Source organism: Bdellovibrio sp. HCB2-146, assembly GCF_047345725.1.
Taxonomy (GTDB): Bacteria; Bdellovibrionota; Bdellovibrionia; order Bdellovibrionales; family Bdellovibrionaceae; genus Bdellovibrio.
Window position 1 is genome coordinate 1,887,517 of record NZ_JBLEQP010000001.1, and the last position, 15,546, is coordinate 1,903,062.

The 15,546-nt window shown below is 46.2% G+C and carries 9 protein-coding genes and 1 pseudogene; 4 read left to right on the forward strand and 6 right to left on the reverse strand.

All coding sequences use genetic code 11. The annotated features are described in order from the left end of the window. Positions 1-24: 24 nt before the first annotated feature. Together ACLWOR_RS09285 and ACLWOR_RS09290 are read right to left on the reverse strand one after the other, a co-directional pair. Positions 25-993, reverse strand: coding sequence for a glycosyltransferase family 2 protein (locus tag ACLWOR_RS09285; protein WP_413940421.1), 969 nt, complete (start codon positions 991-993; stop codon positions 25-27). Next, on the reverse strand, positions 990-2,219 hold the full coding sequence (locus tag ACLWOR_RS09290) for a hypothetical protein (RefSeq protein ID WP_413940422.1): 1,230 nt from the start codon (positions 2,217-2,219) through the stop codon (positions 990-992). The genes ACLWOR_RS09285 and ACLWOR_RS09290 overlap by 4 nt, the downstream gene beginning before the upstream one ends. A 67-nt stretch (positions 2,220-2,286) precedes the next feature. On the opposite strand from ACLWOR_RS09290, the gene ACLWOR_RS09295 reads away from it, so the two are divergent. The 3 genes and pseudogenes from ACLWOR_RS09295 to ACLWOR_RS09305 all read left to right on the forward strand — a co-directional run. Next, the gene (locus ACLWOR_RS09295) at positions 2,287-3,663 is read left to right on the forward strand and encodes a twitch domain-containing radical SAM protein (protein ID WP_413940423.1); all 1,377 of its coding nucleotides are present in this window, start codon (positions 2,287-2,289) and stop codon (positions 3,661-3,663) included. Then, positions 3,653-4,351 (forward strand): glycosyltransferase family 2 protein, encoded by a 699-nt coding sequence (locus tag ACLWOR_RS09300; RefSeq protein WP_413940424.1) that lies wholly within the window; start codon positions 3,653-3,655, stop codon positions 4,349-4,351. The genes ACLWOR_RS09295 and ACLWOR_RS09300 overlap by 11 nt, the downstream gene beginning before the upstream one ends. Positions 4,352-4,407: 56 nt before the next feature. Continuing rightward, positions 4,408-4,926, forward strand: a pseudogene (locus ACLWOR_RS09305) (glycosyltransferase family 2 protein); the annotation flags it as partial. Positions 4,927-5,020: 94 nt separating this feature from the next. On the opposite strand, the gene ACLWOR_RS09310 reads toward ACLWOR_RS09305, so the two are convergent. Beyond that, positions 5,021-6,115, reverse strand: a complete 1,095-nt coding sequence (locus ACLWOR_RS09310; protein WP_413940425.1) for a glycosyltransferase — start codon at positions 6,113-6,115, stop codon at positions 5,021-5,023. Beyond that, positions 6,097-7,452, reverse strand: a complete 1,356-nt coding sequence (locus ACLWOR_RS09315; protein ID WP_413940426.1) for a twitch domain-containing radical SAM protein — start codon at positions 7,450-7,452, stop codon at positions 6,097-6,099. Before ACLWOR_RS09315 ends, ACLWOR_RS09310 begins: the two co-directional genes overlap by 19 nt. Positions 7,453-7,578: 126 nt before the next feature. Here ACLWOR_RS09315 and ACLWOR_RS09320 point away from each other — a divergent pair, with 126 nt between their 5' ends. Then, positions 7,579-9,159 (forward strand): hypothetical protein, encoded by a 1,581-nt coding sequence (locus ACLWOR_RS09320; protein WP_413940427.1) that lies wholly within the window; start codon positions 7,579-7,581, stop codon positions 9,157-9,159. On the opposite strand, the gene ACLWOR_RS09325 is transcribed toward ACLWOR_RS09320, so the two are convergent. After that, a complete protein-coding gene (locus tag ACLWOR_RS09325) occupies positions 9,156-9,491 on the reverse strand; it encodes a hypothetical protein (protein ID WP_413940428.1) in 336 nt (111 codons plus the stop codon). The two genes, ACLWOR_RS09320 and ACLWOR_RS09325, sit on opposite strands and share 4 nt — an antisense overlap. A 72-nt stretch (positions 9,492-9,563) precedes the next feature. Continuing rightward, complete coding sequence (locus tag ACLWOR_RS09330) at positions 9,564-15,443, reverse strand: tail fiber domain-containing protein (protein WP_413940429.1); 5,880 nt, start codon at positions 15,441-15,443, stop codon at positions 9,564-9,566. Positions 15,444-15,546 lie beyond the last annotated feature (103 nt).

Genomic DNA, 15,546 nt, shown 5'->3' on the forward strand with positions numbered 1-15,546 from the left:
AGGGAGGAAATGCGAAGGGAACACTTATCTCAATTTTAGACGGTCGTTAGTCCTGAGATTTTCGACAATGCAGATCAGATCATCGAGAGTCTTTTTGGTCTTTTCTAGAATTGAACTCGAGCCAAGTTTAAAAAGTTCCCATCGCAAGATTCTGGAAGGGATTTGTGTGCTTCTGTGAGTTTCATAATAAATTTCGCCCGCGTGAAAGGCGCTGCGATATAAATTCAGACATTTTTCAGACACAGAGGGCAGGTCCAACTCGCGCAGCAGAGCCTGTTTTCCGTAAATGATGGAAGCGCGCCGTCTGTTAGGATATCGATGTTGAATGTAGCGACTTCCAAGGCCTTGTAAAAAAGCCTTCCGCAAAAACTGCGAGCGTTTCAACTCATAGTCGTGCCAGAGAAAATGATCCTTATCGAAATCCAAGCGTTCGTGTCGAAGTCGGGCAAAGAACTCAGTCTCAGTCCCGCCGAATTTGAGATCTTCGGTGAAGGGACCATATATTTCAAAGAGTTCTCTTCTTAAAGCCATATTTCCACCGACGAAGTAACGGGCCTGATCATCGGTTGCGGCTCCTTCGAAAAGCCATTTACATTGAAGATAAAAATAGGCACGACCATAGCGAGATTCTGGCGATCGTTGTGATTTATAGGGACCGCCATAGCCCATGCAATCGGGATGGGCATCGAGATGACGAATGCTGGTTGTGAGATAGTCCCGGGTGGGCAAGATGCAATCATCGTCGAAAAAGAAAAGGTAGCGGCCTCGAGATTCTTTGATCCCCTGATTGCGAGCTTTGTTAGCACCGCGCTCGCTGGAAAGATAGTGAAAGTAAGAGGGATAGCCGCGTAACAAGCGACTGAGTTCACGAGAATCAGGATTGGCTACGACATAGACTTCTATTTCTTCAGCGACGTTTTGTTGAAGAATGGAATCACACAATCGGCGGACGGCAGTGATAGAGCCCGCTGACGGGATGATGATGGAAATCATTCCTTCTCAGTTCCTTTTTTTAGCAAAGGAAGAAGGCGGGTCTCTACTTGGTAAGAAGCAAACCAGTAAACTTTGAGGAACGGATAGGCAAGAATTCTCATCCCTTCCCGCAAACGCCAGCTGTTGGAAAGTCCACGTTGAATAATGTCGTACTTAATAAAGGGATACACTTTATACAGAAAAAAATGGACGACGTCGTAACGAATAAAATTCCAAACTTGAAAGCGGACAAAGCCCCAGATTTGATAACGGACAAAACCCCAGATTTGATAACGGATAAAATGCCAGAGTTGATAGCGAATGAAATGCCAGAATTGATAGCGAATGAAATGCCACACTTTGTAGCGAATGAAGTTATACAGATGAACTGACAGTTTACCCAGCATTCCCTTTAAAAGACGAAGGAGCTGCCACAATGTCTGTCCTAATTGTTGAAGTTTGGCACCGGATGGGTGCCGAATAAAGAGGAGACCGGAGTGCAAAAGGTCTAAAAGAAAAATCCACTGCCTCTTCATCAGCCACAACAGAACAGTCCGAAAGTTTTTAAAGTTTGCAAAGGCCGACGCCGTTTCTAAAGTGGTATCTAGATTAAAATGAGTGAAAAAGGCTCGTTCGCTGGGATGAGAAACCTGGGCGACAAGATTTTCAAAAACCAAAATAGGCAGCTCAAATAGTAAATCGTTTAAAATATGAATAACATGATCCGCTGAATAAAAAATAGAGCGAGAGTCGTTGGGTGGTACGATGAGCATGAAGCTCTTTTTCATAACTGTTTGCGGTAGAGAGTGGATGATCTCGGTGAGCGAAAAGTACTTGTTGAGCATGAGGCAAAAACGCACGTCATATTTATGAGAAAGACTCTCAAGAGACGTTTGGTTTTGCGGCGAGAGGGGTCGATCTATCAAAATATCTAGTCCGCACCCCTGCTGTAAAAGTCTGAGTACCACATTTTGCAGGCGGTGCAGCTCTGCACCCACGGAGACCTGTAATCGAATGGATCCATTGGCTCCCGGCAAAACTGCCGCCTCTAGTCGCGAATCCAATTTTTCAAAAGCAGTGGAGCTCAGAACGAGGTTTCGGGAATTTTGTTTTTGAATTTCAAGGCCCGCGACATCTGACATCGTTGTTGAGTAATCGCAAGCCGAAATAGAAAAGACGCTCTCCTTAGTGCAATAAGGAGTCAGGCTGTAGAAGAAATTTCTCTCGATATCAAAATGACGTGCCACTCTCTTAATGTAAATTATGAGGGCACTCGTTGCAATCATTGCGTAGTTATATGATCATAGCTGGGTTATGCCAGAGCGTATTCATCCAGATCAAATTACTCCGACGTTTTGTATCCTTCCGTGGATTCACCTGTCGACGCGTCCCAACGGTCACATGCGCCTGTGTTGCACAGCAAACGCATCATCTGCCGGCGCTACCAACGACAAACAATATGGTGGCGAAGTTGGTATTTTAAAAACGGATTCTGGAAAACCCGCAAATTTAGGACAAACACGTTTGCTGGATGCTTGGAATGGGCCGTACATGCGGAAAGTCCGTCAGATGATGCTTAACGGAGAAAAGCCGCCATCTTGTTTGAAATGTTTTAAAGAAGAATCTGCGGGCCATCGTTCAAAGCGTATTTGGGAAACTGAATACTGGAGCAGTCGCATAGATACGAAATCTCTCATTGAGCAAACATCACCTGATGGTGAAGTACCACCGCAAATTGCTTACATTGATCTGCGCTTGGGAACACTTTGTAACTTGAAGTGCATCATGTGTTCTCCTCACGACAGTTCCCGCTGGGTGGGGGATTGGAACAAGCTTTACCCGATGGTGGAAAATCCACAGCTGAAAGAAACCATCCAATGGCCTCAGCAGGGAAAAGTCGACGGAGCCAGCTACACATGGTTTGCTGACAATCCAAGTTTTTGGACGGATCTGCAAACACAACTCCCTCACTTGCAACAGCTTTACTTTGCGGGTGGCGAAAGCACGATCATCCAAGAGCACTACACGCTTTTAGAAAAATGCATTGCTGAAGGCCACGCTTCTAAAATTGAACTTCGTTACAACAGCAACGGTCTGGAAATGCCAGAGAAAATTTTTGAATTATGGAAGCATTTCCGTCGCGTTCGCTTTCACTTTAGTATCGACAGCATCGGGGAGATGAATCATTACATTCGTTTCCCTTCGGATTGGGCGAAAATTGAAAAACAACTTCGCCGTCTTGATGAGTCAGAAGCTCATATCGAAGTGACGGTGGCTTGTGCTGTGCAAATTTTGAATATTTACTATATTCCGGACTTTATTAAATGGAAGCTCAGTCAAGGGTATAAAAAAATCAATCCGTGGCCATTGGGAGCGGGACTGATTAATTTCCATTTTGTCTATCATCCGGCTCACCTAAATGTAAAAGTGCTTCCGCCAGAGTTTAAAAAGCAAGTGACGGAAAAGTACGAAGAGTTCTATCGCTGGCTGCATGAAAATCATCCCGAGCCGCAACGTCTTGAGGAAAGTGAATACGGAATCAAGCGCTTAAAGGGTCTTGTGAAGTTTATGAACTCGGAAGATTGGTCCAATCGTTTGCCAGAGTTTAAAGAATACATTCAGCACATGGACAAAATTCGTAATTTGAATTTTGGAGAGACATTTCCAGAAATGAAAGGACTTGTTTATTAAAACACCTCGTTCTATTAGCATCGTAATTCCCTGCCATAACGAGGAAGCAGCCATCGCTCCCGTGATGGAGAAAATTGCTGAGGTTCGTTCTCGCGTTCCAGAGCTCCGTGAAGTTATAGTTGTGAATGATGGGTCTACGGATCGTTCCCCGCAGATCTTAAAGCAATACACTGATATTGAAGTCTTGAATTCAAAAAAATGTCTGGGATATGGTGGGGCCCTTAAGCTGGGTTTTCAACATGCCAGTTCAGATCTGATTATTTTTCTGGATATGGATGACACATACGATATTCGTCAGTTGCCAGAGATGCTGCAACAATTTGAACAACAAAGTTTGGATGTTTTATTTGGCAATCGTTTGAGCAATCAAAATGGAATGCCTTGGGTTCGCCGTTTCGGAAATAATCTTTATTACTACTGTTTAAAGGTTATGGGCTTTCCGCATATCGGTGATCCGTGCACGGGAATGCGACTGTTTAAGTCTCATCTGAAAGATGAATTTTGCGGCGTCTCGCAAAATGATTTGAGTTATTCGATGGCTCTTACACTCCTCATTATCAATGGCCGCATGAAGTTTGCAGAAATGCCTATTTATTATTATGAGCGTGCCGGTGAATCTAAACTCAACCCTCTATCTGATGGAGTGAAGTTCTTTTGGGCGATACTCAGACACCGTCTCTTAGCATAGTCATTGCCACCAAAGAAGGTCGGCATTTACGTCGCTGTTTGCGATCGCTGCAGAGATTGCCGGGGCATACTTCTTTGGAAGTTTTGGTTGTCGTTGATGCGGCTGAGGAGCCGCCTTGTCTTAAAGATTATCGTATCATTTTCCCTGAATTTCAGTTTCATCTCAGTCCGTTAGGTGGAGTTTCAAATGCAAGAAATAAGGGACTTCGCCTTTCAACGGGAAAATATATTTTATTTCTTGATGACGATTGTTTAATTGAAGACGCGGGATTTATTCCACGTTTGATGAATTTAGCTGACGAAGAAGGTTATATTCATGGAGGGAGCTATGCTCTTTCTGGAAAACCTCGTTATTGGAGCCGCATCTACCAAGCAGTGAATCATTTATGGTTGCGATCCGGAAAGTCTGAAAAGGGACAAATTCACCTTTTAGGTGGATTTATTTTTGCGCGCTCCGAAGTGAAACCCTTTATTCATTTTCCTCCAGAACTGAAGTGGGGAGGAGAAGAAAAAGAAATGCTTCGTCACCTCGAGCGGCATTCTCCTTATACTGGAAAGTGGCATTCGGATTTCACGCTGACTCATCTAGATGAGTCTGACTTTTCAGCTTTCGCAAGGAGAGCGTATCGTCAAGGTGTTGCTGCAGGAAAATTTGATCTCAGTGGTCCATTTACGGTGAGATTTCGTGATTTACAATGGGATCTGGTACCAGGGCTTGCGTTGTTTTTTGTTCTTTCACGATTCGGGATCGTCCTTGGTAAGTGGGAGAAAATTTGCAGTAAAGCCAACTTGTCAGAGCGTAGACTTCCCCTGTCGCATACGCCAGGTGAGAAAGAAAGCTAAGGGCCCAGCCACAGAAAATATAATGGATCGAGCGAGGCCCATTCTTAACGGCCAAGGTCACATAAGCTAAGGTGTAAATCGCAAACAGCGAAAGAACCAGCAGGGGTGTCAAAACACTTGCGAATGCTAAAAGTATCACAGCCAAACATTGAGCTCCACGAAGACCTTTAAAGTGTTGAGGATACTGGGTTGCGATTTGAACTTGCGCCAAACCGTAGGCAAACATTTTTTCCATCCAGCTGATGACAGTTTGATTTTGATAGTGATCTATTTCCAAGTTAGGTGCCGCTAAAAGAACCCACCCTGCTTTTGTAAGGCGGTGACAAAGAGAAAGATCTTCGCCCACGGGATGGAACCAAGAATCGCATCCGTCCACCTGAATGGCGGCTTGTGTTCGAATCAGCATATTACAGCCGGAAAGAACGGAAACTTCTTCAACTTTGCTGGGGTGACGAAGTTGCAAAGAACCCATATGAGAAATCCAATTGCGGGACATGCTTTGCAGACCTGAAACTAAAAATGACTTTGGACCTTGCGCGCTGTTGCCCCCGCCGATGGCAGCCACGTTTTCGTGAATGACATTTGATTGCAAGATTTCGAGGTGTCTTTCCCACGAATCGCGATTCATCCCACAGTCAGCATCCCAGAAAAACAACCATTTCGTCTGAGTTTTGTGAATCACATCGTTACGAGCCAGGGCCAGATTGTTCCTCAGTCGCGCGATGATCTGAATATTGCGATTTTCCTGTTGAGCGCTCCAGTGCTCGATACGAGCTAAAGTGCTGTCAGTCGAAGCATTGTCGACAAAAATAATGTCAGCCTCATGAGCACCGACGATATTTTCAAGATTTTGCAGAAGTCGCGGGAGATGTTGAACCTCATTGTGAACAACGACACCGATTGTTAGTTGAGCTCTTTGCATTGATCCCAAAAAGCCCTCATTTCTGGAAAGGATTGCAGAAAATTTGTTCCGCGACGGCGATCATGTTCATTGAAAAAAGAGTAAAACTCTTTGCGACGAGTTCGTAAATCAGCTTCGGCAAGAGGTTGCTTCATCCATTCGTAAATTCTTTGAACCTTAGTCGTTTCAAAGAAATAGAATCCGCCTGGATCATTTTTATGAATCTGGCGACTCTCCATGAATTGGAGAATTTCTTTCATGTGATTTTGATAGGATTCCGGCAAAACTTGAATACTTTGGTAAGTCGGATGTCTGAGATAAGAAACATCAATGAAAATCGGGCAATGCGAAGGGTCTTTCGTATATATTTCTTTAAGGCTTTTAATATAGGCCAAGAAGGTCTCAAAAGACGTCAGGCTCAGAGCATTAAAAGTGGACATGACGATGGCTTGTCCCTGTGGGACCTCTTGTAAGAAGCTTTCGAGGTTTCGTTGGAAGCGAATGAAGTCCAGCCCATTTCGAATGTATTCCGCTTTTTCACCCCAGGCCTCAGCGCTGGTAAAAAGACGGAAAAATTTAACTTTTTTATTCTCAGTGAGATCTTTCGCCAATGCTAAAAACTTTTGGAAAGTAGCATCCGAAACCCCGAGATTCGAATTAATCGCGACTTCAAGGTTCGGCATTGGATTGCGACTCAACTCTTCAAGAACACGGAAAGTGTTCTTGGACAAGAGAGGCTCGCCGCCTGTGATGCGGAAAACTTTGAGGTCTTTGATAAGTTCCGGCCACCACTCCCAAAATGCTTTAATATAGGGATTGTTGTCTTCCGAAAGAATTTCCATAGTTTGTTCGCCCGATTTTGTCGGGTAAGATCCATAGCGTTGGATCTCGTCTTTCCAGCGCGTCGAGAAGTTGCCGGAACAGTAGCTGCATTTAAAGTTGCAGACATTACTAAAGCTGACCTCAACATAGGTGGGGTTGATATTTGCGTTCGCAGAAAGGCTTGCGACATCTTCCAAATAAGGTGCCGCCCAAAACTCAGAGGATTTAAGAGTTCGATCGCTAAAGTAGTTTTCTCCCAAATCTTCAATGTTCCAGCAATATTGACATTCAGCCGGGCGAGCGCCTGATTTCATTTTGAGTCTTTGATCTTTTTTAAAGCAGGTATTGTGCAAAGCCGATGGATTGAACTTCAGCTCTTCCAAGGGAGTTTTGTGAGTAGCTGGATGATGGCACGAATGATTGTGTCCACTATGAAGATGCATCGTGACCTGAAGCCATTTTGCTAGACAAAATGAAGGGCTGACCTGATTGAGTCGATCACGAAAGCTCTTTTTCTCTTCTTCAATTTTCGACATGAACCCTCCAGGTGCCTTTCGAATTATATGCAACTTGATATCAGGAGCAAGCTCTTCTACTCTTAAGATATTGTGGACATATTTAAAAAAATCGCGTCATTTGTGATCCATGCTCTAATTGTTGGAGTGTTTTGCTCTCTTGCGCTGGCGGCGCACTGGTCCGATTCCGAGTTATGGGCACTCGGGTTGGCTCGAGACTTCTTTCATTCTGCGCAACCTTCCACGGACTATAAATTTCTATTCAACCTTGTATTGAATCTGAGCTATTGGGAGAATCTCGACAATCTTCAGACCGTTCAAGCGGCGCGATTGATTTTTGCCACTATTGGATTAGGAGCACTGGGTCTTTTTTCTTATGTGGCCTACCAATTAACTGGGAGTCAGAAGAGGGCGGCTTGGTCTGCATTTTTGTTTATTGTGTCTCCTCTCTTTCTTTTACAGGCCTTCCGTTTGCGCTCCGATGCACTCGCGTTCTTTTGGCAGATGGCAGCCCTGGCGCATTACTTGGGGTATCGAAAAAAATTTGAATTTTCTAAAATACAAATAGCAATCCAAGTTTTTTTGAATGTTTTAATTTTACTGGCGACTCCAAAAGGACTTTTTCAATTGATCGTAAATGGTGTCGCGATCTTTTTGTGGGAAAGAAAAGGCTTTTCGCGAAAGTCGCAGAAGCTGATGGCCATTCCCGCAGTCATCGTTTTCGTATCGTTTGCAGTTTTGTTGATCTGGAAACACTCCCAATTCTGGACTGCTCTAGTTTTCTTTTTCAAATCCTATTCGACAAGTCCTCATCACCCCGGATTTTTAACCGTTGAATCCTTCTTATTTGTGAAGGAAGCCATTTTGCAGCAGCTGGTCTACGTAGTGGTATTTGCGGGTATGTTGTTTTATTCAAAGCGCGAGGGTTGGAAGTTGCAGTACCCCGACGTAGGAGCCGCGGCTTTGACTGCGTTGCTATTGATTATTCTGCATAATGATCGCTTACCATTTTTCATATACAGCCTTGCGGGTTTCCCAATTCTTTATGTCGCCTTGAACTCTTATGAATTTTTTTGGAATCAGCCCTCAAAATATAATCGGGTGCTTGGGTATTTTTGTGTTGGTGCGCTTTTTATTCAGGCTTTTTTTCCGGTCGCCCGGGTTTATCGTGAAAAAAATAATATCGAGCAAATTGAGCTACAGTCGAGGATGCATCTGTATTTGCAGTCATATCGCGACGTGAATTACTACGACGCGACTGTCGTTTTGCCGCGCGATAACAAAATTTTTATATTCCCGGCACCTGAACATGAGGGCAACAAGGGCGAAGTTCTTGGAGTGCTTGAAGATCCGAAGTTGGACTTGGTGTTTTTTGGGAATCGACTGTTTTACTATATGAATGAATTTTATTCGCGGCTTGAACAGAAATATTTTATTGAAATCGGTCGGGGAGTTTTTGCTCGATCCAAAGTTGTTTTCGATACGTCTTCGATCAATGAAGAACAGTGGAAAAAGATCTGTTCGGATTTGGATGCTAAAAGCTTATATATGTACGAAGGGCCGCACTTTTTGGCTATGAAGCCAATGTTGAATGGAGTTGTTCATTCTTGCAGTGGTCCGGCACCGCAATGGAAAACAGAACAGGAATTTGTCGCCTTTTCGGCCTTTGCCCCTTTTGAGATTTCCAACGAAAAATCATTCTCGCAGGTTTTTGATTCGAGTCTTTAAGGACCCATACGGCGCCAGTTCGCGCCGTTACAGAACCAATAGTAAGTGCCGACGGAATCATAGTAGAATTTGCCTGCGAGTGTTGCGGCACATGCACCATGATTTACGACAGGGGCTGTTCTGTACCAGTTAGTACCGTTACAAAACATGATTTCGGAACTGACGTATTGAACGACTCCGGCCACACTGCAAGTAAGACCGGTGTTGGTATTATTCATGGTCACCCAGGTCGTGCCGTTGCAGTATTTTACCGCACCAGAAGCGGCAATCCACTGTAGTTGCCCAGCGTTTCCAACCGGTGAAGCACATGCGGCTTGAGCAAAACGAGCCATCCCAATAAGTATCAGGAGAGTCGCTAATGCTCTAAGGAGTGTGTTCACATATGTCATGGGCCTCATTGCTTTCTATTTTTGCTTATTTTCGATCGCCTTCATGCGTTTTTCCAATGCTTTGAGCATTGTTTTTAATTCTACGTTTTCTTCTTCAACCGAAGCCAAGCGACGTTTGATTGTATCGATCTCTCGTTCATGACGAGCGACCGCAGTTTGTAGAGACTGCATTTGGGCGGCCGTCATCTCGCATTTGTTGTTAAGCTCTTTTGTAGCCTCAATCAGTGGCGCGATCAACCCTTGGTATTTTACGGCCTTATAGCCAGTTTTTTTATTGGTTACGACAAGCTCAGGGAATATCTCCTCAACTTCCTGAGCGATTGTACCTAACTCAGTGACGTCATTTTCGATCCACTTAAAGCGAACACCTCGCAACTGTAAGATCTTGTCCAAACCTTCGACTGTTTCAATGTCTTTTTTGAGACGTCGATCCGACGTCGATATAAAGCTTGTTGCTTTTACGTTACCCGCGACTTCGAGTTTTTCACCCGGCGTAGCCGTGCCGATACCCAGTTCTCCACTGAGATAGTTCGAGGTTTCGCCGGAGACGTAGATACCCCATTTGTTTGCAATCGTGCCGGAGAAGGCAACTGAAAGTCCATACGCGGTCGTCATTGTTCCCGCAGTATTTGTAATTGTGGAGCGCAAACCGTGAGCGTTTGTTGTAACTGCCGAAGCATTGTTTTGCGTGACTGCACCAACCGCGCCGTATGCTACTGTCGTTGTTAACGGAGAGTTGTTTGACGCTTGTGAGTAGGAGCCATAAGAAGCTGACGTTGTCGTCGTGCTGGCAGACTGCTGGAGGGCGTAGTTGTATGATCCATAAATTGCCGATGCCGCACCGACAGCTCCGGCGGACGCTCCCACGCGTACGCGGTTGTAAGACCCGAATGTACTGAGCGTGAAAGAAGACAGATTGGCGTCTGGAACAGAAGAAACCACATCATTGAAGGAACCATAGGAGCTGCGAGCCGCCGTAAGAGTCTCTGATGAATCTAACGTAAGGAGATTATTGATGCCCTGTCTTGTGGCATTTGCTCCGGTTGTGAGGGATGAATTGATGGCGATACTTGCGGATGGAGACGCCGCTTTTACACCGATATTTCCGGTCAAATTAATGTTTCCCGCCGAGTCGAATGTCGCTGCCGCGACTCCGCCGGTGGCAATAGCAACTTGTTCCGCCCCAGGTGAATAGAGACCGGTATTCGTATCGCCCGTAAATGTCAGCGAAGGCGCTGTAGCACTTCCTAACGGAAGTGCTAAGACTCCAGTCATGGTGTCCCCGGCCTTGTTAACAGGTGTATATCCAAGTGACGTTGTGATATCTCCTGAAGTCATGTTGGTTCCCGCGGTCACGCGTCCTTTTGCATCAACAGTAACTTTCGTGTACGTGCCTGCTGTTGCGCCCGAATTTGCGAGAGTTAGAACACCTGTGTTAGATAATGTCGCATCACCGCTAAGTGCTCGCTCAGTTGCGACGTTTGTCGAACTTCCGACCAGAATATTCGCAGAAGTTAATGTCGTGTCCAGCGCATCCGTTATTCCGTAACCTGCAAGAGTTGTTGGTTTTGAAGTGATCGAAGACCATGCCGGCGTGACTGTTACGTTTGAAGCTGCAGTCAAACGACCTTGAGCATCAACTGTAAATTGAGGGGCCTGAGTTGCAGATCCATAAGTTCCAGCCGTAACGGCTGTGTTGGCAAGAGAAATAGTTCCCGTTCCTGTGATCGGACCACCTGTTAAACCCGTGCCAGTTGCGACATTTGTAACTGTTCCGCCAGAGCCGGTCGCATTGATTGTGATCGAACCGGAACCGTTCGTGATCGTTACACCAGATCCCGCCGTTAGCGTACTAAGCGCATAACCTGTTCCGTTACCGATGAGAACCTGACCATTTGTTGGTGTTGTTGTAAGACCGGTGCCACCTTTTGCAACCGTCACAGTTGGAAGATCGGCGGCGACAAGAGCTCTAAATGTTGGAGCCCCAGCGGATCCATTAGGTGCAGCAAAAACTGTATTTGCTGTTTTAGAGGCGTAAGTAACGGCCGCATCACCAATCGCGATATTGGTACAAGACATTGTGTCTGTTAGCGAGGACCAAGTGAGAGTTTGCGCTGCTGTACAAGTCGACGCCGGGAACATTGTCGCTGTCGGAGTGACAGTTGAGCGGATGTCAGCGAGTGACAAGAAAGCTGGAGCATAAGTGCCGGTTCCGTCGTAACGCAAAACTTGACCGGCCGAAGTTGGAGCTGTTGCAGAAACAGCTTTTCCTTGGATGCCATCGACTGTGAATACACCAGCATTCGTCATGGAAACATCACCACCAGGTGTAATGGCTGTGGCAACGTTTGATCCGTTACCTACGCGAATTTGACCGGAGTTCAGCGTTGTACTTTGTTTCGAGTTGAATGTCGTCCAATCTGCAGAGGACAAGTAACCGCTTTGCGATCCATTTGCGACTTGTATCCCAATCACAGGTGCACTTGCGGTTCCTGTATTCAGAATAGGAGACGTCACGCCGACGGAGGCAACACCTACTGAAGACATGCTTGTCCAAGAAAGATTTCCGGAGCCGTCGTTCGTAAGGAATTGATTTGCGGAGCCTTGAGCGGCTGGAAATTTTAAAACGTAAGAAGTTGTCACAGACGTTGGTGCTTGCAGCGTGACCGTGTTGGAACCTGTGTCTCGTAAAATAGTGGAAGACGTGCTCACGGCGCCGGCGATAAAGCCACCTGAAGCATCACGTTTGACAATCGTACTTGCCGTATTTGCAGAAGTCGCTGCATTTGCTAAATTCGCACCTGATGCAACATTGGCAGCGGTAGCACCGCCAACATTTGTAACCGCCAGAGCACCTGTATTGGACAGTGTTCCGTCGCCACTCATCGTGCGGGCTGTTGCAACATTCGTCGCACTACCAACAAGAATTTGTCCCGAGTTCAGTGTCGTGCTGACGGCATCTGTAATACCATAACCACCTAGAGTTGTCGGTGTTCCCGTGATAGACGTCCACGCCGGTGTGAGAGTGACATTGCTGGCAGCCGTCAAGCGACCTTGAGCATCGACTGTGAAAGTCGGAGTTTGTGTTGCAGAACCATAGGAGCCTGCGGTCACAGCCGTATTTGCGAGCGAGATCGTTCCCGTTCCGGTAATTGGACCGCCCGTTAATCCGGTTCCTGTTGCGACATTCGTGACAGTTCCACCAGAACCTGTTGCGGCGATCGTGATGCCTCCGGCAGAGTTTGTTACTGTAACACCTGAACCCGCAGTGATTGTGTTCAGGGTATAGCCGGTACCATTGCCGATCAGGATCTGACCGTTTGTAGGAGCAGCAGTTAAACCCGTGCCACCTTTATTTACTGGAATAGTAGGAAGGTTTGCCGCTGATAAAGATATGTCTGTACAAGACATTGTATCAGTCAATGACGACCAAGTCAGAGTTTGTGAAGCCGTACAGCTTGTCGCAGGAAACATGGTTGCCGTCGGAGTGACAGTTGAACGGATATCTGCAAGTGATAAGAAAGCTGGCACATAAGTGCTCGTGCCATCGTAACGAAGCAATTGTCCCGCTGAAGTTGGGGCTGTTGCAGAAATCGCTTTACCGCGAAGACCTGTCACAGTCATCACACCTGTATTTGTCATTGAAATATCACCAGAAGGTGCAACTTCAGTTGCGACATTAGATCCGTTTCCGACAAAAATATTTCCTGAAGTCAGAGAGGAAGACAATTTCGAGTTAAAAGTCGTCCAGTCAGCAGACGACAAATAACCAGCTTGTGTACCATTGGCTTGTTGAATCGCAATCACCGGAGCACTTGCAGTTCCTGTGTTGAGAATTGGTGAGGTGACACCAACAGAGGACACGCCGACAGAAGACATGCTTGTCCAAGCAAGATTTCCCGAGCCATCATTTGTTAGAAACTGATTCGCAGAGCCTTGAGCTGCTGGAAATCTAAGAGCGTAAGAGCTTGTCACTGTGTTAGGGGCTTGAAGCGTCACTGTGTTTGAACCAGAGTCTCTTAACACGGAAGACGAAACACTCACCGCACCCGCATTAAAACCGCCAGATCCGTCACGTTTCACAATTGTATTTGGTGTATTGGCAGACGTAGCATTGTTTGCAAGTGTTGCGCCCGCCGCCACATTCGCGGCAGTCATGCCACCAACTGAATTAACAGTCGCGGTAGCAGACCCAGGACCCGCAGCTGTCACATCACCTGTCAATGCGGTGATGTAAGAGCCTGCGGCTTGTTTGTTATTAAACGCATTCCAGTCTGCGGCACTCAAATAACCGTCTGTCGTGGTGTTCGCTTGAGTGATCGATATCACGGGAGTGGTCGTGCCGTTTGCGACGCTCACGGGAGCTGTACCAGAGACGTTTGTAACTGTTCCGCCGCCACCGGATGTGGAGATTGTGATACCTCCTGGAGAGTTGGTGACGGTGATGCCAGCACCACCGGTTAGTGTGCTAAGCGTATAGCCAACTCCGTTACCGATCAAAAGCTGACCGTTTGTTGGAGCTGCGGTTAAACCTGTACCACCTTTACCAACAGAAATTGTTGGAAGGTCGTTCGTCACAAGCGCACGGAAGGACGGAGTACCAGCTGATCCGTTGGGAGCAGCGAAAACGGAATTCGCCGCTTGCGGAGAATAGGTCACGGACGTTGCATCAAGTGTGAGATTTTTTGGTTCCCACTGATTGCTCGTGCCATTCCATTGATAAATTTGTCCATCTGTCGGAGCCGTGTTGACGATAGGACGATTGTGGATTTTTCCGACAGTTGTTGTCGCAAGAGAACCTGATACGTCACCCGCTAAAGAGACATTAATCGATTGGCAGGCAAAACTTGATGAAACAGAATTCCAGTACATCGTTTGATGAACGCCGCAAGAGCCACCGGAAACAGCGGCGTTAAATGATGACTGAGTCATATAATTTGAAAGAGTCGATAACAGGCCCGTAACGTCATTCATTGAAACGTTGGCCGCAGCCCAACTTGCACCGTCAAATCTTAAAACTTGTCCCGCTGTTGTTGGAGACGTCGAGTTGACATTGATCCCTTGGATTCTGGCAACTGTTGGGCTTGGCAGAGTTCCAGAAAGGTCTCCTCCAACACCTGCACCTGGTTGCAAGGCATTTACAAGGCGTGAGTCGTTACCCGCAGCAACAGTTCCTGCGCCGGTCCCAACATTCAATGTCAGTGCAGGTGTGGATGTTGTATTCGCCACAGAGATATAACTATTTGTTGAAGTCACGGCAGTGACAGTACCACCTGTCGAACCAGAAACCGGCGTACACGTGAGTGCAGTTCCGTCGTAGGACAGGTATGTTCCAGCAGCACATGTAGGAATCAAAGATTTTAATAAGAAGTCGTTTGCCGTGTAGGTTCCAAGTCTTTCTGCGCTTCGAGCGTATGCTGCAAATGGAACTGAACGAATCACGTTATCTGGCGTAATTGTTTGCCAACCCGAACCATCAAAAAATAAAACGCGCAATTTGCGAGTGTCGCCGGAGCTTGGGGTATAGGTCGACGTTCCGCCCGAGCAATCAAATGTTCTGGCATTATTGAAGGCATCTAAAATATCAAGTGAAGCATCCGCAGGATAGGTGACGGAACCAAGTCCGATGGGAACGTCAAATACACCCCCCGAATTTGTCATGTCGTAACCACTCACTTGCTCTTGATAGATCACGCAAGTTCCTGCTGGATTCAATACGCGGAAAATGAAACTCACATTGGAATATGTCAGAGGAGTGCCGTCGGTTTTTACAATACGACCTTGATAGTTCAGAGACGCCGGAGCTGCGTGGGCACTGTTTGCCGTGAACCACGAAATGATTCCGATTAAAGCTATGGCCAGCTTTATACCGGAAACGATAGATTTTGTTCGCAACTTCGAACATGCTCCCAAGGAATCCGTCCCTTCAAAAAACGTACATATACATTTGTTATCGACGGAATATTTTGGTTTCTTGACGAAAAATTGACGAGAAATG

Excerpts from the sequence above, each read along its gene's own strand:
- ACLWOR_RS09285 (WP_413940421.1), bottom strand. The coding sequence starts at position 993 with ATGATTTCCATCATCATCCCGTCAGCGGGCTCTATCACTGCCGTCCGC.
- ACLWOR_RS09295 (WP_413940423.1), top strand. The coding sequence starts at position 2,287 with ATGCCAGAGCGTATTCATCCAGATCAAATTACTCCGACGTTTTGTATC.
- ACLWOR_RS09310 (WP_413940425.1), bottom strand. The coding sequence starts at position 6,115 with ATGCAAAGAGCTCAACTAACAATCGGTGTCGTTGTTCACAATGAGGTT.
- ACLWOR_RS09315 (WP_413940426.1), bottom strand. The coding sequence starts at position 7,452 with ATGTCGAAAATTGAAGAAGAGAAAAAGAGCTTTCGTGATCGACTCAAT.
- ACLWOR_RS09325 (WP_413940428.1), bottom strand. The coding sequence starts at position 9,491 with ATGGCTCGTTTTGCTCAAGCCGCATGTGCTTCACCGGTTGGAAACGCT.